Here is a 17485-nt window from a genome sequence, read left to right as displayed (position 1 = left end):
CGCTACTCCCCGAAGACGTCGTTGATGCGGGACTCGTCGACGCCGAAGAAGTACGTGAGCGCGAACCCGGCGGCGTAGGCCGCGAGCATCGCGATGACGTAGTAGAGCTGCGTGCCCGGGACGACGATCAGGAGGCCGAAGAGGCCCGAGACGCCCTGGGAGACGGTGCCCAGGTGGAAGAGCCACGCGAGCACGCCGCCGACGCCCGAGCCCAGGCAGGCGCAGACGAACGGCTTGCCGAGCGGCAGCGTGACGGCGTACATGAGCGGCTCGCCGACGCCCAGGATGCCGACGGGGATGGACTCGCGCAGGTACGTGCGGACGCGCTGGTTCTTGGTGCGCACGTAGAGTGCCAGGCCGGCGCCCACCTGGCCGCCGCCGGCCATCATGAGGATGGGCAGCAGGTAGTTGACGCCCTGGGAGGGGCCGGTCGGGTCGTTGAGCATGGCGTGGATCGGCGTGAGCGCCTGGTGCAGGCCGACCGACACGAGCGGCAGGAACGTGGCCGACAGCAGGTAGGCGCCGAACGCGCCGAGAGTGTCGTAGAAGAACTGCAGCACGAAGAAGATGCCCTGCGTGAGGAAGGCGCCGATCGGCTGCAGCGCGATGACCGCCACGATGGAGCCCACGCCCACGGTCAGAAGCGGCGTGAAGAAGGTGTCGAGCGTGCTCGGCATCACCTTGTGGAGGTTGCGCTCGAGAAGAGCGAAGAACCAGCCGCAGATGAGGGCGCCCAGAAGGCCGCCGGCCGCGGCGTTGTAGGTGGTCGACATCGTGATCGAGATTGCGCCGTCGGCAAAGGCCGGGGTGGGCAGCGCGAAGGGCAGGCTCACGAGGGCCGCACCGTCCTTCGCCTTCGCCATGAGCGGCATGGCCACGTTGGCGATCGAGAGCGAGCCGGCCATGGCGCCGAGCACGCCGGAGCCGCCGAACTCCTTGCAGGAGTTCATGCCCACGAGCAGCGGCAGGTACAGGAAGAGCGCCCAGCCCATGGTGCGGATGGCGGCGTACCACCAGATCCCGTTGAGCGAGCCGCCCGTGGAGACGCCGATGACGTTGGTGATGCCGTTGATGAGGCCAGCGGCGATGATGCCGGGCAGCAGCGGCACGAAGATGTTGCCGATCCTCTTGAGGAAGCGCTGGACGGGCTTGTCGTGCTTGGCCTTCTGGGCGGCCTTGTTGTCGGCCGCGGCCTGCAGGACGTCGGCCTCGCCGGCGTCGCCCGGCTTGATGCCGGTGAGCTTCGCGAACTCGTCGAGTACCTTGTTGACCGTGCCGGGCCCGAAGACGACCTCGAAGCGGTCGCCGTCCTCGACGACGTGCATGACGCCGTCGACGCCCTTGAGCGCCTCGACGTCAACGGCGGAGGCGTCCGCCACCTGGACGCGAAGGCGCGTCATGCAGGCCATGTTGGAACGCACGTTGCCCGCGCCGCCCACGGCAGCCAGGACGCCCTCGGCACATGCCGCAAAATCCTTTCCCATTCTTCCTCCTCAACCTTGTTCGTATGTCTGCCAGGGGCCGGCGCGCGCCTGCCCTTGGGTGGTACCGACTCAGACCGTGCGTCAGGCGATGGCGCCGCGCACCTTGCCCTTCGCGCGGGCGAGACGAGCCTTCGCCTCGCTCGCGCAGACCTCCGCGAGAAGCATCACGATCGCGACCTTGGCCGAGCCCTCGGCCTCGGACAGCGCCGCGGCGGCAGCGTCGCGCGAGCAGCCCGTGGCCTCCATCACGATGTTCTGGGCGCGCACGCGCAGCTTGTCGTTGGTCTGCTGCACGTCGACCATGAGGTTCTGGTAGGCCTTGCCCACCCCCACCATGGAGCCCGTCGAGATCATGTTGAGCACCATCTTCTGCGCGGTGCCCGCCTTCAGGCGCGTCGAGCCCGTGAGCACCTCGGGGCCGCAGTCGACCTCGATGGCGAGCTCCGCCTCGCGCCCGATGACGGAGTCGCGGTTGCAGGCGATGGCGACCGTCCTGCAGCCCAGCTCGCGCGCACGGCGCAGGCCGCCCACCACGTACGGCGTCCGGCCGCTCGCGGCGATGCCCACGGCAAGGTCGCGCGCCTCGAGACCGATTTCGTCGAGCTCGCGCGCGCAGAGCTCGGCGGAGTCCTCGGCGCCCTCGACGGCGCGCACGAAGGCGCCCTCGCCACCGGCGATGAGGCCCACCACGCGCTCGGGCTCGACCCCGAAGGTCGGCGGGCACTCCACGGCGTCGAGCACGCCCAGGCGGCCGGAGGTGCCGGCCCCGAAGTAGACGATCCGCCCGCCCGCCGAGAGCGCCTCGACGCCCCAGGCCACGGCCTGGGCGATGTGGTCAAGCTCCTCTCGCACGGCGGGCGCCACGCGCGCGTCCTCCTCGTTCATGGCGGCCACGAGCTCGCGCGGCCCCATCTGGTCGAGGTCGCGCGTCCGTTCGTTGCGGCCCTCGGTGGAGAGCCTCGACAGGTCGATGCCCATGCTTCCCCCTATCTCCTTCGCACCGCGGCGTCCGCGGACGGACGCGCTCCCGCGACGCGGGCGCGGCCGAGGCACCGCTCGCGGGCGTCGCCGTCGGAGGCGCCCTTCTGGATCCAGTTGCTCGAGAGGCGCTCCATGCTCTTCTCGTAGTTGCGGCTGAGGTACGTCGTGAACAGCACGTCGACGACGTTGAGCTGCGCGATGCGCGACGACATAGCGCCGCTGCGCACGACGAGCTCGGTCGCGGCCACGCCGAGCACCACGTCGGACAGGTCGACCAAAGGCGACGCGAACGAGCCGCGCGTGATCGACACGATGGTCGCGCCGCTCTGCCGCGCCACGCGCACGCAGCGCAGGACGTCCTCGGTCATGCCCGAGTAGCTCACGACGATCGCGAGGTCGCCCGAGCGCAGGTTGCTCGCCGAGAGGAGCTGCGAGTGCAGGTCGTGGCTCATCTGGCAGTCGATGTCGAGCCTCATGAGCTTGAGCTGCAGGTCATGCGCGACAAGCAGCGACGCGCCCATGCCGAACAGGGCGATCCGCCGCGCGCTGCCGATGAGCTCGACCGCGCGGTCGACGGCCTCGACCTCCAGCCCGTCGCGCGTGAGCTCCAGCGTGGACACGTTGCGCGACGTCACCTTGTCGATCACGTCCTGCGTGGAGTCGCCGGTCATGACGCCGTCGGAGACCACGGCGCGGCTCTTCTCGGCGATGGCGCGGTCGTACACGAGGCTCCGCTGGAAGTCCGGGTAGCCGGAGAACCCCAGCTTGCGCACGAGGCGCACCACCGTCGAGGGCGACGTGTAGGTCAGCTCCGCCAAACGGTGCGTCGAGACGCCCACCGCGTCGTCCGGGTGAGCCAGCAGGTACTCGATGATGTCCAGCTCGGAGGCACTCGCCAGCGGGCGGTACTCCTCCAGATGAACGCGGAACCCTCTCATTGTGCCGGCCTCCCCTCGACGCGCCTGGACCGGGGCCGCGGCCCCGACTGACGGACCAATGCTACGTCGTTGTCATCCCTATTGATTTTGTTGACAGCATCGTTTCACGACGTGGAACGCTACCACCACAGCCACTACCGCCCACCGCCCGCAACGGACCGTTCACAGACGGGTAATGACCGCAGCCAGCGCGTAACATGTCAGCAAACAGTCAGTCGCGCGCCCGAACGATCCGGACGCGCGGCGACACTCATCTGAGGCCGCGGGCGTGTTCGACGACCGCTTCGTCGCATCCACGCTCGAGCGCGAGAGCGTCGCCGACACGAGCATGAACGAAGTCTTCGCAATCCCCCACACGACGACGCCCATCGCGAGCCGCACGGCCGTCTCGGTCGCCATCCTCAGACACCCCATCAAGTGGAGCGAGTAGGGCGAGCTCGTGCAGATCGTGTTCCTGCTTGCGGCCTGCCGCGACATAAATGCAGAGATGGAGCACCTCTACGGCCTGCTCGTCATGATCGTGAACGACTCGCACATCCAGCGCGAGCTCAAGGGCGTCTCCGACTACGACGCGTTCTTCCGCATGCTCACCTCAGCGTCATAAAAAAGCCCCCTTGCTTCCGCCCATCCAGATAAAAGGTGGGAGTACTCCAAGGGGGACGCTGTCATACTGGCGGGCTTCTATTTGCCCGCTCCAAATAATAAGGCGAAACCTCCCCTCTGTCACACATTCGCAGATAAAAGATGCGTGGAAATAGGCCGCTGAAGACAGCGGCAAACAAAGACCCAACAGTTCATTCCTTTCAGAACCGCGCAAAGCATGCCTTCGGCAGAAGCAGGCATCAGGACCGAGGCCGCAGGCACAAGCGCACGCGTCACCACACCCACACCACCCACGCCACCTTGCCCGCGCTAACGCCCCAGCGTAGGATAGACATTTAGTCGAAGCCACGCCGACGTCCCGCGGCCCACGCGATCACCGGCGCCGCATGCCATCACGCCAACCCACCAGGAGACCAACCTTGAGCACCACCACACGACGACTCGCCCGCCCGGCCTGCATCATCGCCTACCTCGCCCTGCTCGCCGTCTCCTTCGCCTACACGCAGGGCCTCGCGCACCCGCTGCCCGACGCGATCCGCACTGCGCTCGGCCTGCCCGCCTGCCTCGCGCTCGCCGCCTACGGCTACTTCCTCCACAAGACGCTGCGCCGCCCCGCCGCGCACGACGTCCCCACGGCAATCGTCTCGCTCATACTCTCCCTCTTCTGGGTGCTCGGCTGCGCGCTCAGCCAGCTCAAGACCATCGTCCCCCTCTTCCAGGACGCCAGCCACGCGGCAAAGACGCTCCTCGCCATCGCGACGATCGCCGTCTTCATCCACAGCCTCGCCACGCCCCTCTTCGACCGCATCCTCGCGCGTCACGAGCACACCGCCGCCGAGAAGAGCCTCCCCTCGGCAGCGGCCCAGACCGCACTCGAGCGCCTCGTCCGCCTCGCGCCCGTCGTCCTGCTCGTCGCCTGGGCCCCAATGGTCGTCGCCCAGCTCCCGGGCTCCACGAGCTTCGACATGAACTTCATGCTCGCCCAGGTCACGGGCTCCATGCACTGGAACACACACCACCCGCTCGAGGCGACCCTCATCTACGGCGCGATCTTCTCCCTCGGCCGCACCCTCGGCGGAAACGAAGTCGGCTTCCTGCTCATCACCCTCTTCCAGACGGCCGCCTACGTCGCCGCCTGCACGTTCGAGCTCCACACGCTCGAGCGCCTCGGCGCCCCGCGCTGGGCGCTCGCGGCCAGCCTCGCCTTCTTCGCCCTCAACCCCATCTTCTCCTGCTACTGCCAGTGGGACGTGAAGGACAGCCTCTTCGGCGCCGCCTTCATCGCCTACCTCTCACTGTTCGTCCTCTACGCCAAGGATCCCGCCGCCTTCGCCACCAACCGGCGCAACATGGCCACCCTCGTCGTCGCAGCCTTCCTCACGGGGGTCCTGCGCAAGAACGGCCTCTACGTCGTCGCGCTCTCGCTGCCGTTCCTCGCCCTCCTGCACACCGGCGCGCGCCAGCGCCTGCGCGCCGCCGTCCCCCTCGTCATCGCCGTCGCACTCGTCCCGGCGTCAGGCGCCATCCTCAAGGCCGCCCTCCACGCCGAGCCCGGCGCCCCCGCCGAGGCCCTCTCCATCCCCTTCCAGCAGACGGCCCGCTACGCCCTCCTCAACGCCGACGACGTGGAGCCTTGGGAGCGCGAGGCCATCGGCCGCACCCTCGACTACGACCGCCTCGCAGGCGCCTACGACTGGGCTGTCTCCGACCCGGTCAAGAACACCCTCCACAGCGCCGACCACCTACCCGACTATCTGCGCGCCTGGGCCTCGCAGGGCCTGCGCCACCCCGAGACCTACCTCGACGCCACGCTCCTGCAGACCTACGGCTACTGGTACCCCAGCCTCGCCAACGACTACAAGCAGGAGTACGCCGGCTTCGCCATGGCCGACAACAACGGCATCACGGCAACCAAGTGGCTGCCCGAGGGCGCGCGCAACCTCGCCCAGCGCATCCCGGCGATCTTCAAGGCCATCCCCGGCCTCGGCCACCTCTCGTACATGGGAATCTACACGTGGGCGCTGCTGCTCGCCGCGGCGCTGCTGCTGCGCGCCGGCAGGCCCGGCCGCGCGCTGATCGCCCTGCCCGGCCTCGTCCTGATCCTGACCTGCGTCGCCGGCCCGCTCAACGGCTCCATGCGCTATGGCATGGGAGTCGTCGCCACGCTCCCGCTCCTCCTCGCTGCCGCCACGCTCCTCGCGCAGGACGCCGCCGAGAAGAGCCTGCCCCACCGCTCCGCCGCCAAGAACTGACGGCACCTCGCTGTGCGTTGGCACGCCGCCCCGCGCCTCGGCTCGAAGGCGACGGCGCAAGCGCGCCCCATCGCTTGCCGCCGACGCGCAAGGCGGCGTAGCATGAGATGATTCGTCGATTGTTTGTTTGTTGATTGAGGGATACATGAGCAACGCCCATACGGACTCGCGCAAGAGGGGCCTCGGCATCGCCCTTGGCGCGGCCGCCATCATCATCGCCTCCTACTACTGGATGCAGATGCACACCTTCGCCCCGTGGTACGACGAGCTCTACAGCCTCAAGGCGTTCGCGCTGAACGGCGTGCGCTACACGGCCACGCACTGGCCCCTCCCCAACAACCACGTGCTATACAACGTGCTCGCCGCCCTCGTCTCCAAGCTCACGCCGGACAAGCTGATCATCATGCGCGGCATCTCGTACGCGTCGCTCCTCGCCACGACGGCCATCCTCTACGCCTGGCTGAGCCGCGCCTTCGACAGGACGGTCGGCGTCGCGACGGCAGCGCTCTTCGCCCTCGGGACCTATGCCCAGGGCTTTGGCGTCCAGGGAAGGGGCTACTCCCTCGCGATGCTCCTCTTCACGCTCGCCCTCGTCGCCTGCAGCCACCTCTCCCGAGGCGACACCAGAAGGCGCTGGTACGTCCTGTGGACTGTGTCCATCGCCCTCGCGGTGTACGACGTCCCCTCCAACCTCTACTGGATACTCCTTCTGTTCGCGGGAACGGTCCCCTTCATGAGAAGGGACCTGAGGGCCACGCTCGCCTACTGCGCCAGCTGCGCCCTCGGCGCCGTCCTCACGTTCTGCGCGTACCTGCCCATCTGGCTCACGACGGCGCGCGAGGCGGCATTCGCAGGAACGCTCCTCCAGAGCATCGCCTACGGCATGAAGCAGATGCTCTCGAACCAGTACGTCCAGAGCATCGACCGCGCAACGATGTTGCAGGGTCTGCCGGCGTACGTCTCCGAGGTCGGCGGCGCGATCTCGTTCGGCTTCGGCTACCTGCCGCTCGTCCTCGCAGCCGCGCTGCTCGTCGCGGCGCTGGCGGTCAGCATGCGCCGCGACACACCAGAAGGACGCACGCGCGACGACTCGTTCCAGCTGCTCGTCAAGATGACCATCTGCCTGTTCGGCATCTTCGCGATCATCACCCTGCAGTCAGCGCTCCCCTACACCAGGACGCTCTGCTTCCTGGGCGTCGCATTCCCGCTGGCGATGGTCGTCTCGGCACGCGCCCTCGCCCAGAACCCGCACGGCCGACGCCAGCTGCTTCCCAAGGCGGCGCTGGCGGCGGCATTCTGCATGCTGGCCGTGTCGTTCTTCGGCTTCCAGACGCGCGGCGTGTTCGCACCGCTCAGCGACCCCCAGGTCTTCCAGCAGAAGGACGCCTCGCTGAAGACCGTCTTCACCAAGACCCTCGCGAACCGTCGCACCGACAACATCATCCTCGGCGACGAGTACAGCGCCCTCAGCTGCTTCTACTACTGGGACGTCGACAAGCAGCCGGGGCGCTTCGAAAGCGACGCGGAGGTCGTAATCCTGGACGACAGGGAGCCCCAGCCGGGCTACGAGAAGGCCTGGCCAAGCTACTTCGGCCACGCCGACGTCCCGTGGGACTCCATCAACGCCAATATGGACCTGGTCTACCGGGACTCCACCTACTCCGTCTACGTAAGGCGCGACGACAAGTCCTAGAAGGCACGGGCAAGCGCGGCGGCCGCCCACGCCCCTCGTGCAAGACGCAGCCGAGAAGAGCGTGCCCCTCTCCTAGCGGCCCTCTTCCGCGTCCCCGTCGGCCTCGCTCGGCTCATCCTCGCCCGGGCACAGCGCGAGCGAGAGCACCATCAGGCCGAAGTTGAACTCGAGGTTCATCGGCAGCTGCTCGAACACGAGGAGCAGCACGTACAGCACCGCCACGGCAAGCACGACGGGCCGCACCGTGCGACCCGGCTTGCCCACGACTGAGATCGCAAACAGCACAGCGACGGTGAGCGTGAACCCCAGGCCCCATACCTTCGGCATGTTGGCGTAGGCACCCATGCCAAACCCGGCGCCGTACAGCGTGCGCATATCCCCAACCAGGCAGAACAGCGCAGCAGGCAGAAGCGCCACGCCCCAGCGAGCCCAGCGGCTCGAAAGCGCCGCCTCAAGCCGCTCCGGCCACCTCAGGTCGACCAAGATGATCGCGGCAAGCAGCAGAAGGAACAGCGCGCAGCGCTTCGAGTGCAGCGGCACCGCGGACACAGCGGCAAACGCCACGCAGGCCAAGGCCAAAACAACCCTCGCGCGCCTGCCGCGCACGACCACACTAAGCGCCGAGGCAAGCCCCAGCACCAGGCACGACAGCGCGCCAAAGTAGCCAAACATATAGCGCCCGAACACGAGGTTCTTCAGCGAGAACGCCGGGTCCTTCGTGTAGACCCACCCGGTGACCGCGAATGTGACCACGAGCGCGCAGACGACGCCCACGGCATACATCCGCGCCAGGCGCCTCAGGTCCATCCCCTGTGCGCAGATCACGGCAAGCGCAAGCACCAGCGTGTGCGCGTCGCGCGTCTTGCCCCACACGAGCAGCGAGAAGAACAGAAGCGGGAAGGCCAGCGCCACCTCGCGCACGCCAAGCCTGAAGCGCTTGGCCGCCAGAATCGCCACCAGGCAGCCCACGACCAGCGCCTGCACGAACTGCGCCGGCCGGTTGGCCACACACCACAGCGTCTGCGCGAAGGTGGAATGCTCGAACAGCACCTCGCCCACGCACCACAGCGCAAGCGCCACGCCCAGGATCGTCTCGAGCGCGCGGTCGCTGACCGGCTTCCTCAGGCTCTCTGCAACGGAGTGGTTCATGTGACCCGTGCCCTTCCAAGTACGCGGGAGGCCAGACGCCGCCAGGCGCCCCTCCCCTAGTTCGTCAGCGACAGCCCGTCGGCCGTCTTCGTCCAGCGCCACGCCACGGACTGCGCCTCGAGCGTCTTGCGCTGCGCGGTCATGGCATTCATGTCCGGCGCGTAGCCGTAGAGCGCCGTCCCGTCCGCGTTGGCGTACACCCAGTCGCTGCGGGTGCTGCCCTCGACCTCACCGTCGGCGGGGTACGAGAAGTACAGCATCCACGGTCCGCTAAGGTCTCCCTGAAGTCCCGAGCGCGGCACGCGGACAAGAAGCACGGCCCCCTTGGGATCGAGGTTGTTCTCGAACGACAGGTCCTTCACGACGTAGAGGATCGAGTCGGTGTCGGCACCGTCGAGCCTGAGCTTGCCGTGCATGGTGTGGCCCACGTAGTTGATGGTCGCTTCCTTGTTCTCCTCCACGTCAATGGTCGCGAGCCACGCATCACCTACGTTGATCGAGACGTGCCCCCTCACAACGCTCTCGTCCACCTTGCCATAGCGCAGCCCATACATGGTCGCCATGAGCATCGCCACGAGCAGCAGGCCCGACAGGGCATAGAGCAGCGGGTCCTCGCGCACGGCCGCGGCCACGCGCGCGCCCATCCCCGTGCGCTCCCCTTGATCACTCTTCCTAGCGGGCATCCGCAACTCCCGACGTCGTCATTCAACATTCAGCGCAGCCCGCGCGACCTCGCGCGAGCACTCTAGCCAGTATAAGCCATGCGCGAAGGGCCACGGCCAAAGCACAGCCGCTACGCCGCGCCCTCGCCCTCGCGGCTCGCCCGCCTCAGGCGGCTCACCTGCCGGTACAGCAGGGCCGTAAGCACGAGCTCGGAGACCAGCGGCGCCCACGCGGCGCCGTCGCCGCCAAACAGCCAGATCAGCACCAGGTTCAGCACGAGCGTCGCCGCCACGCCAATCTGGAAGCACGTGCTGTACTCCTTGTCGTGCCCGCTGCCCAGCAGCACCTGGATGCCAAAGAAGTTGTTGTTGATTCCAGCGAGCAGCCACCCCAGAAGCGGGATGGTCCAGTAGAAGTCACGACCGTATTCGGGGCCGAAGGCAAGCGTCACGATGAAGTGCGAGAAGAGCGCGATCACGAGGCACGCCGCACCAAAGGCCAGAAGCGCATAGCGCCTGACTCGCATCACGAACGCGTAACCCGCGGCAAACGACTGGCTCAGACGCCTGCTCGCAATGGGATAGAGCACCTGGCTCACGGGCGCCCACAGCAGCATCATCATCGTCGGGATCTTCTGGATGGCGGCAAACGACCCCACGACCTCGGGCACGCAGAACACGCCCAGGATCGTGACGCCAATCGCGCCAAACACCTTCGAGCTCAGCTGTGTCGTGAACACGAAGAAGCCGTCCTTGAGCTCGGCCAGCACATCACCCACGCCAACCCGGATGATCCGCAGCGCATAGGCGCGCTTCGCCACGATGAGCCCGGCAAAGCCGCTGATGATCGGCGAGACGGAGTACAGGAGGCAGTACAGGTACAGGTCGTCGGCACGCTTCACCAACAGGAAGATGAGCACCGTCGAGACCGTGCGCCCCACGATGTTCACGATCGAGATGAACTTCATGTCCTGCATGCCCTGGAACAGCCAGTTCTGCTGCACGCAGTAGCCCAGAATCGACGAGAGCATCACCGCCAGGCACGTGCACTGCACCACAAGCGACGTGTTGAACAGGCAGTAGATTGCCGTCACGGCAAAGCACGCGACCGTCAGCGCCACGCGCGCGAACAGCACGCACGAGAAGGTCCGCTCCAGCTGGTCGTGGTCGTCGCCGGCCCGCACGGCCACCTTGCGCGTGGCCGACATGCCAAAGCCGTACTCCACGACCACCTGCAAGTAGCCCACGAAGTTGAGCGCGATCGAGAAGAGCCCGTATCCGTCGCGGCCAAGGATGCGCGTGACGTAGGGCAGCGTGAGCAGCGGGATGACCGTGTTGAACAGCTGCAGCAGGTACATCCACATGCCGTTCTTCACGCTCGGGCGCTCGACGAGCCCCCGGATCCTCTCAAGCGAAATCCGTGCCATCCGCTAGTTGCTCCCGCACAGGATCTTCGCGATGCGCTCGCTCGCGTGGCCGTCGCCGTAGGGGTTGGCCGCGTGCGACATCTCGCGGTAGACCGCGTCGTCATCCAGAAGCTCGGAGAACGCCTCGTAGATGGGCGTCTCGTCGGTGCCCACGAGGCGCAGGGTGCCAGCCGCCACGCCCTCGGGGCGCTCGGTCGTGTCGCGCATCACGAGCACAGGCTTGCCCAGGCTCGGTGCTTCCTCCTGGATGCCGCCGGAGTCGGTCAGGATCATGTGGCTGCGAGCCATGAAGTTGTGGAAGTCCACGACCTCGAGCGGGTCGATGATGTGCAGCCGCTCCTCGCCGGAGAGCTCCTCGGCGGCGACGGACCTCACGCGCGGGTTCATGTGGATGGGATAGATGGCGCGCACGTCCCCGTGCTCGTCGAGCACGCGCCTGATCGCGCGGAACATGTGGCGCATGGGGTCGCCCAGGTTCTCGCGGCGGTGCGCGGTGATCAGGATGAGCCGGTGCCCCTCGGCCCATGCGAGCTCGGGGTGGTCGTAGTCCTCGCGCACGGTGTAGGAGAGCGCGTCGATGCCGGTGTTACCGGTGACCCAGATGCGCGCGTCGTCCTTCCCCTCGCGAAGCAGGTTCTCGCGGGCGGTCTCGGTCGGCGCGAAATACCACTGGCTGAAGACGTCCACGGCCTGTCGGTTGAACTCCTCGGGCCAGGGGCTCAGCAGGTTGTTCGTGCGAAGGCCAGCCTCCACGTGACCCACGGGGATGCGCTCGTAGAACGCGGCGAGACCCGCGGCGAACGACGTCGTGGTGTCACCATGCACGAGCACCACGTCGGGACGCTCCTTCTGCAGCACGTCGCGCATACCGGAAAGCACGTCCGAGGTGATGGTGGTCAGCGTCTGGTCGGCGCGCATGACGTTGAGGTCGTACTGTGGAACCACGCCAAAGGTGCCCAGCACCTGGTCGAGCATCTGGCGGTGCTGACCCGTGACGCACACGACGACGTCGAGCTCGTCCTTGTGCTCAGCGAGCGCCAGGACGAGGGGGCACATCTTGATGGCCTCCGGGCGCGTCCCGAAGACGACCATTACCTTTTTCTTCATTCTCACTCCGACGCGCGGGCACACGCTCTACCCAGCGCACGCGAATCGAGTCACCAGCGATGACCAAAGCGTATAGACAACGAAACAATCATAGCCCATCGAACGGACCTCCCCATCATCACCGCAACCTCGACAAAGAACCGCACAACAAACGACTGATTAGCAGGGAGTCGCAAGGCAGCGATGCGGGGCATTGAGCTTCGTTTGGTACACTTTTTAGAGGCCATGGGCCTACAGCTCATGGCAGCCGACCAGGAGGTATCAAAGAATGAATCGCGCTGTAACAGGCCACGTGAACAAGGCTCTCAATAATCGCATGCCATCTAACGGACCGTCGATTGGGTCGCCATCGGTAGCCCGCGTAACCCGCGCCCTTTCACGACTTGCTCTTGCCACCTTTGTATTCACGCAGATAATAATTCAATGCAGCACGTTATCATCATCCATGCCGAAAATCCCTTGGCAGGGAGTAGGCATGGTCTGCAAGGCATTCTGCCTCGGTCTCGCCTTAACCTCAACAATGCTACGCGAGGAGAGGTCAAGCATCTCAAGATTTGCTCTTTTTGCGCTGACGGTCGGCGCCCTCTTTCTATCAGCAACTCGCTCCGTCGCCTTGAACTTACTCGCGGGATTCCTAATTATCGTGCCGCTCGCCAACGACGATTGGCAGGACCTCTGCCTCATACACTGCTTTGCGACAATCCTCGCCGTGATTTTGGTAATGTTCGCCTCATTCGCAGGCATCCTCACCATCCATGACTTCATCCCCAACGGACGCCTCGTCTTTGGCTATGGATTCGCGCATCCAAATGGGCTGGGAGGCCTTCTCTTCAGCGCAGCAGGGTCGTTGACCATAGCAAGGTGGAGAAAGCACGCCCCCGTTGTCCCTCTCGTGTTCTCTGGATGCTGCGCAGTCTTCTCGTACGTGGCGCTAAGCTCAAACGCATCCTCCGTCCTTTGCGGAGCCATCTTCGTCATAAACGTCCTTGGACTTGCATCCTCTAGAGTTCGAAACGTCACGGTGACACGACAGGTTGCACGCACCGCGCTTCTCGTCGTGCCCGCCGCCCTCCTTGCGATAATGCTCGTCTCGGCGGCGCATTACGACGGCTCGAACGGACTATTCGCCTCGCTAAACCGCATGACTCATGCCCGGCCCTTCTACTCCCACGAGTACTACAAAGCGGTTGGAGGATTCACGATCACGGGTGCCCCTGTAGTAGTTCGCGGGGCACGTCACGCAGGAACCGCGTTCTGGGGGCTTGATAGCGGTTACGGCCATCTCGCCCTCATTTATGGCCTGCTGGCGACGTGTATGCTAGGAACCACATATGCAATCGCAACCCTGAAGGCGTCCAAACGAGGCATCGACGTGGCGACATTCACCATCGTTCTGCTGTGCGCGCTCTATCTCGTAGTCGAGCCGCTCCCGCTCTCTCTACACTTGAGCTTCCTAACGCTGTTCCTTGCATATGCATTTTCTAGCGAAAACAGCAAGCCGTCACAGAGCTCCGAAGAGAGTCCTGCGAAAGCAAGCTTGATGGTTTAGCCTGAGGGCTAAAGCGTTAGCCCTCGAGAATCTCCGCCACAATTGCATCGAAATCGACGCTGTCGTAGTACGCGCAAGAGTTCTCTGACATAACCTCATGGCGCGCGTCGATGTCCTCGATCGCGCGGGCGATCGTGGCCTCGTCTCCGGCGTCGACCACGCAGCCAAAGTCGCCGCGCTCGAGTGCGAGCCGGATGCCGGGCACGTCGGAGGCAATCACCGGCAGCCCGAAGCGCGTGTACTCCCAGATCTTGTTGGGGGCGCAGTACAGCGCGTTGAACGGGGAGTAGCGGTTGTTCCACGTCGGCGTGTACGGCATGAGGCCGGCCCAGGCGTGCCACGCGAACTCCAGGTGGTGCGGCGGCTCCACGAAGCCCAAAAACGTCACGCACGAGAACTCGTCGCACAGGTGCCTCACGTACTCCTGGCTCTCGGGCGTGCTCGTCGGCCCCATGAGGTAGAGCGCATAGTCGCCGCCCATCTTCTCGATCGCGCGCGCATACGGGGCGACGTCGCGATCGGGACCGAAGACCCCCTGGTAGAGGACGACCTTGCGCGGGTCGGCGGCCATCGCGTCGACCTTGTCCTGGTACGGGTTCTCCCCCGCCGCGCCATCCTCGCGCTGGTAGGCCGGCTTGTTCGGCAGCACGCGCGGCACCTTGGGCAGGTTCCAGTAGACCTGCTGCATGTAGGCGCGGTTGTACTCGGGCACCACCACGCGCCACGCGCGCCGCGCAATCTCGCTCACCGCGTTCGTGTGGAGCGGCATGCGGTTGAACAGCAGCGGCACGGTCTCCACGAGCTCCATCAGCTGCACCACGTAGCGATAGCGGAACAGCTCCGGCCCCGCCTCGCGCGCCGAGATGTCGGTGGTCGTCCACACCAGGTCGTACTCGCCCACCCCACGCCTCAGCTCGTCGCGGATCGCCTTGCGCGCGCGGAAGATGTCCGCCTTGCGCGCAAAGAACCCGCTCGGCCGGTCACCATAGGCCACCACGTGGTCGACGTCGATCCCCAGCCGCTCGATGGCCGAGCCGTCGCGGGTGATCAGCGTGGTCGTGTGACCAAGGCGCTTGAGGCTGGCCAGCAGGCTCAGTACGGGCGGGAGCAGCTCGACCTGCTCCTCGCAGACAACGGCGATGTGCATGCAAAGACTCCAATTCAATACGTCGAGAGGAGCCTGCGCCTTCTCGGCGACGCGCTCCCCTACGGGAAGCCGCGTATGGCCCCAGACCGACACTACCCCACGCTCGGGAGAAACGCAACGCGCCCGCACGGTCACGCGAACGCCACCCCGCGTCTCAACCGCGCTTGGCGGCCCCCTTCAGGCGCACGAGCGATCGCACCCACCGCGCGGCCGCCCGCACGCGCCCCTGCCTCAAGAGCCTCAGCGAGCGGGCACGCTCGAACCTCAGGCCCGCCGCGCCCACGGCGTCCATCGCCTCGACGAAGAGCGGCTCCGCGGTCATCTCCTCAAGGCATGCCGCAAGCTCACGCGCGTCCCTGCCCTGCACGAGCGCCTCCATGTCGTGCGCCCAGGCACCCAAAAGCAACGCGTACTGCCCGTCACGCGACGCCACGGACGCACCAAGCAGCTCCCACGCCCTACGCTCCACGAACGCCTGCTGCGCGCAGTAGTCGACCTCGAAGCGGCGATGCGTGGTGGACGCCTCGTTGGGCCGGTAGAAGTACAAGTCCCGGTCCAGAAGGTAGGCGCTATCGGCCCGCGCGATGGCGCCGGAGACCTCAAGGCGGTCCTCGCACATCTTCAGCCCCTCGGGTGCCTCGGAGTCGCCCTCTGTCAGGAGCTCGCGACGGATGGCCTTGGTGGCGAGGTTGTTCAGCGCGTAGGTCGAAAGGAACGCCTCGATAAGCGCATCCCGCTCGATCGGCCCCTCGCGAAGCCCGAGCGACCCATAGTCGATGATCGAGTCGCCACCTTGCTCGCGTGCGCTCATGTTGAACAGCAGGAGGTCGGGTCGCGCGGACTCGATGACGTCGCGCATGCTCGAGAGCGCGTCGGCCCCGATAAGCTCGTCGTCGGCGTCGAGGCACACGACGTAGCGTCCGCGCGCGAGCGAGAAGGCGCGCCTCCTCGCGCGAAACGGCCCCTGGTTCTCGTCCAGGCGCACGTATGTCAGCCTCTCGGCGGGCACGATGTCCTGCGCGGCGCAGAGCTCGCCAAGGCCGTCGGTCGAGGCGTCGTCGACGACGATGGCCTCCCAGTCGCCGCACGTCTGCCGCGCGAGGCTCTCAAGGCACATCCCGAAGACGCCGCGCGCGTTGTGCGCGGGAATGCAGATGCTGAAGAGCGGTGCCTGTTCCATACCTGACCTCACCTGGGTCCCTAACCCGACCGTCGCGCTACTCGTCGTCGAAGTCGTCAGCGGCGTCAACCGGTAGCGCGACGCGCCGCCTGCGCTCCCGCAGCTTCTCGAAGAGGGCGAAGGCCACCACCGCATAGACAGGGTAGGCCATCGAGGGATACGTGAACGAGTTCATGAAGAACGAGAACGCGACCACCATCGACATGAAGGCGAATCCCAGCGTCTCGACGCGTGTCCCCTTGAGGATGCGGCGGGCCAGGCGCAGTAGCCCCATCTGGAGCACGAAGCCAAGGTAGATGCCCGCCGTGCCCATGAAGCAGAAGTAGTCGCTCCAGATCGTGGACACCGTGAAGTAATTCACCTGCAGGGGAACCGACGGCGTCACGTAGAGAGGCAGCCTCTTGGCGATCGCCATCGGCAGGAACGAGTACAGGAAGTTGACCACATCAAAGGCATTCGACCCGTTGGAGACGTTGAAGTTGAGGCACGCCAAAGGTGACGTCAGGTACGAGTACGCCCACAGGAACTGCCGGGGGATGAACGTGGGCAGCGCCTGGGTGTAGCGACCGATCCTGAAGATGTAGAACGAGTTCGCCCACGAGGCTCCGTAGCGCATGTTGCCCATGGCACCGAAGGCCCAGAGCCCAGCGATGGCGGCCACGACGATGATCACGACGCCCTTCGCGGAAAGGCGGCCCCGCTTCGAGACGAGAAGCACGAGCGCCACGAAGAGACAGATGGCGATGGCGCTGCGGATGTACTGGAGCATGAGGAGGCCAAGGCACAGGAAGAACTTCACAAAGTCGCGCTTGTGCCGCTCGTCCAGAAACGTCTTGAAGCACGATGACGCATAGATGATGCACCCCACGATGCAGGTCGGGGCAAGCAGCGGGACGGGGTCGAGCAGCATCGACTCGTAGTCGAGCGTCTTGGTGAACACGCCCACCAGGGGCACGAACCCCTCCGCGACGAAGAGCAGCGCGAACAGCAGCGCAAGCACGACCAGCGGGCCCCACTCGACGCCAAAGCGATGCAGCGGCATCGCCTTCGGCCCAATGCGCCCCTCGAGCAGGCCAAGCTTCCTGTCGGCCGCATCGCGAACCGCATTTGGCTTGTACGCGAACTCCTTGCGGCACTGGTAGCCCCTGATCACGCAGAAGGCGATGCTGAGGATGAAGAAGACGACGAGCGAGGGATCGAGCGGCTTGTTGAGCTTGGACCACTGGAGCGCGTAAAGTCCGCACACGCCACTCCACAGGGCGGCGTAGATGTAGTAGTAGTTCAGCATTGCGCTCCCGATCGCTTAGGTATCA

Annotated in this window: 15 protein-coding genes; 5 read left to right on the top strand and 10 right to left on the bottom strand. The window is 65.9% G+C overall.

What is annotated here, in order from left to right:
- Positions 1-2: 2 nt before the first annotated feature.
- From M5D76_RS04875 to M5D76_RS04865, 3 genes are all read right to left on the bottom strand, one after another.
- Positions 3-1484 carry a PTS transporter subunit EIIC gene (locus M5D76_RS04875; RefSeq protein WP_248922256.1) on the bottom strand — a complete coding sequence of 494 codons (1482 nt, stop codon included), beginning with the start codon at positions 1482-1484 and terminating at the stop codon, positions 3-5.
- 81 nt (positions 1485-1565) lie between these two features.
- Complete coding sequence (gene murQ / locus M5D76_RS04870; protein WP_248922255.1) at positions 1566-2462, bottom strand: N-acetylmuramic acid 6-phosphate etherase; 897 nt, start codon at positions 2460-2462, stop codon at positions 1566-1568.
- An 8-nt stretch (positions 2463-2470) separates the two neighbouring features.
- On the bottom strand, positions 2471-3403 hold the full coding sequence (locus M5D76_RS04865) for a MurR/RpiR family transcriptional regulator (RefSeq protein ID WP_248922254.1): 933 nt from the start codon (positions 3401-3403) through the stop codon (positions 2471-2473).
- Between the two features lie 268 nt (positions 3404-3671).
- On the opposite strand from M5D76_RS04865, the gene M5D76_RS04860 reads away from it, so the two are divergent.
- From M5D76_RS04860 to M5D76_RS04845, 4 genes are all read left to right on the top strand, one after another.
- On the top strand, positions 3672-3833 hold the full coding sequence (locus tag M5D76_RS04860) for a PTS sugar transporter subunit IIA (RefSeq protein WP_248922253.1): 162 nt from the start codon (positions 3672-3674) through the stop codon (positions 3831-3833).
- A gap of 9 nt (positions 3834-3842) precedes the next feature.
- Positions 3843-4007 carry a hypothetical protein gene (locus tag M5D76_RS04855; RefSeq protein WP_248922252.1) on the top strand — a complete coding sequence of 55 codons (165 nt, stop codon included), beginning with the start codon at positions 3843-3845 and terminating at the stop codon, positions 4005-4007.
- A gap of 418 nt (positions 4008-4425) precedes the next feature.
- Positions 4426-6258, top strand: a complete 1833-nt coding sequence (locus M5D76_RS04850) for a DUF6020 family protein (protein ID WP_248922251.1) — start codon at positions 4426-4428, stop codon at positions 6256-6258.
- A gap of 145 nt (positions 6259-6403) precedes the next feature.
- Positions 6404-7951, top strand: coding sequence for a hypothetical protein (locus tag M5D76_RS04845; RefSeq protein ID WP_248922250.1), 1548 nt, complete (start codon positions 6404-6406; stop codon positions 7949-7951).
- Positions 7952-8023: 72 nt separating this feature from the next.
- Here M5D76_RS04845 and M5D76_RS04840 read toward each other — a convergent pair whose 3' ends face one another.
- The 4 genes from M5D76_RS04840 to wecB form a co-directional block, all read right to left on the bottom strand.
- Positions 8024-9100 carry a hypothetical protein gene (locus M5D76_RS04840; protein ID WP_248922249.1) on the bottom strand — a complete coding sequence of 359 codons (1077 nt, stop codon included), beginning with the start codon at positions 9098-9100 and terminating at the stop codon, positions 8024-8026.
- A 56-nt stretch (positions 9101-9156) separates the two neighbouring features.
- Complete coding sequence (locus tag M5D76_RS04835; protein ID WP_248922248.1) at positions 9157-9783, bottom strand: hypothetical protein; 627 nt, start codon at positions 9781-9783, stop codon at positions 9157-9159.
- A gap of 110 nt (positions 9784-9893) precedes the next feature.
- A complete protein-coding gene (locus tag M5D76_RS04830) occupies positions 9894-11189 on the bottom strand; it encodes a flippase (RefSeq protein WP_248922247.1) in 1296 nt (431 codons plus the stop codon).
- A 3-nt stretch (positions 11190-11192) separates the two neighbouring features.
- Entirely contained in the window at positions 11193-12296 is a 1104-nt protein-coding gene (gene wecB / locus M5D76_RS04825) for a non-hydrolyzing UDP-N-acetylglucosamine 2-epimerase (RefSeq protein WP_248922246.1), read from the bottom strand.
- A gap of 475 nt (positions 12297-12771) precedes the next feature.
- On the opposite strand from wecB, the gene M5D76_RS04820 reads away from it, so the two are divergent.
- Positions 12772-13845 (top strand): hypothetical protein, encoded by a 1074-nt coding sequence (locus M5D76_RS04820; RefSeq protein WP_248922245.1) that lies wholly within the window; start codon positions 12772-12774, stop codon positions 13843-13845.
- A gap of 16 nt (positions 13846-13861) precedes the next feature.
- On the opposite strand, the gene M5D76_RS04815 is transcribed toward M5D76_RS04820, so the two are convergent.
- From M5D76_RS04815 to M5D76_RS04805, 3 genes are all read right to left on the bottom strand, one after another.
- The gene (locus M5D76_RS04815; protein WP_248922244.1) at positions 13862-14992 is read right to left on the bottom strand and encodes a glycosyltransferase; all 1131 of its coding nucleotides are present in this window, start codon (positions 14990-14992) and stop codon (positions 13862-13864) included.
- A gap of 154 nt (positions 14993-15146) precedes the next feature.
- Positions 15147-16172: a glycosyltransferase family 2 protein gene (locus M5D76_RS04810; protein ID WP_248922243.1), complete on the bottom strand. Its 1026-nt coding sequence runs from the start codon at positions 16170-16172 to the stop codon at positions 15147-15149.
- Between the two features lie 37 nt (positions 16173-16209).
- Entirely contained in the window at positions 16210-17460 is a 1251-nt protein-coding gene (locus M5D76_RS04805; RefSeq protein ID WP_248922242.1) for a hypothetical protein, read from the bottom strand.
- Positions 17461-17485 lie beyond the last annotated feature (25 nt).

The sequence above is a fragment of the Olsenella intestinalis genome (genome assembly GCF_023276655.1).
Classification (GTDB): Bacteria; Actinomycetota; Coriobacteriia; order Coriobacteriales; family Atopobiaceae; genus Olsenella_J; species Olsenella_J intestinalis.
This window is presented reverse-complemented; position numbering and strand designations above follow the sequence as displayed.

Excerpts from the sequence above, each read along its gene's own strand:
- M5D76_RS04875 (WP_248922256.1), bottom strand. The coding sequence starts at position 1,484 with ATGGGAAAGGATTTTGCGGCATGTGCCGAGGGCGTCCTGGCTGCCGTG.
- murQ (WP_248922255.1), bottom strand. The coding sequence starts at position 2,462 with ATGGGCATCGACCTGTCGAGGCTCTCCACCGAGGGCCGCAACGAACGG.
- M5D76_RS04865 (WP_248922254.1), bottom strand. The coding sequence starts at position 3,403 with ATGAGAGGGTTCCGCGTTCATCTGGAGGAGTACCGCCCGCTGGCGAGT.
- M5D76_RS04845 (WP_248922250.1), top strand. The coding sequence starts at position 6,404 with ATGAGCAACGCCCATACGGACTCGCGCAAGAGGGGCCTCGGCATCGCC.
- M5D76_RS04840 (WP_248922249.1), bottom strand. The coding sequence starts at position 9,100 with ATGAACCACTCCGTTGCAGAGAGCCTGAGGAAGCCGGTCAGCGACCGC.
- M5D76_RS04835 (WP_248922248.1), bottom strand. The coding sequence starts at position 9,783 with ATGCCCGCTAGGAAGAGTGATCAAGGGGAGCGCACGGGGATGGGCGCG.
- M5D76_RS04830 (WP_248922247.1), bottom strand. The coding sequence starts at position 11,189 with ATGGCACGGATTTCGCTTGAGAGGATCCGGGGGCTCGTCGAGCGCCCG.
- wecB (WP_248922246.1), bottom strand. The coding sequence starts at position 12,296 with ATGAAGAAAAAGGTAATGGTCGTCTTCGGGACGCGCCCGGAGGCCATC.
- M5D76_RS04820 (WP_248922245.1), top strand. The coding sequence starts at position 12,772 with ATGGTCTGCAAGGCATTCTGCCTCGGTCTCGCCTTAACCTCAACAATG.
- M5D76_RS04815 (WP_248922244.1), bottom strand. The coding sequence starts at position 14,992 with ATGCACATCGCCGTTGTCTGCGAGGAGCAGGTCGAGCTGCTCCCGCCC.
- M5D76_RS04810 (WP_248922243.1), bottom strand. The coding sequence starts at position 16,172 with ATGGAACAGGCACCGCTCTTCAGCATCTGCATTCCCGCGCACAACGCG.
- M5D76_RS04805 (WP_248922242.1), bottom strand. The coding sequence starts at position 17,460 with ATGCTGAACTACTACTACATCTACGCCGCCCTGTGGAGTGGCGTGTGC.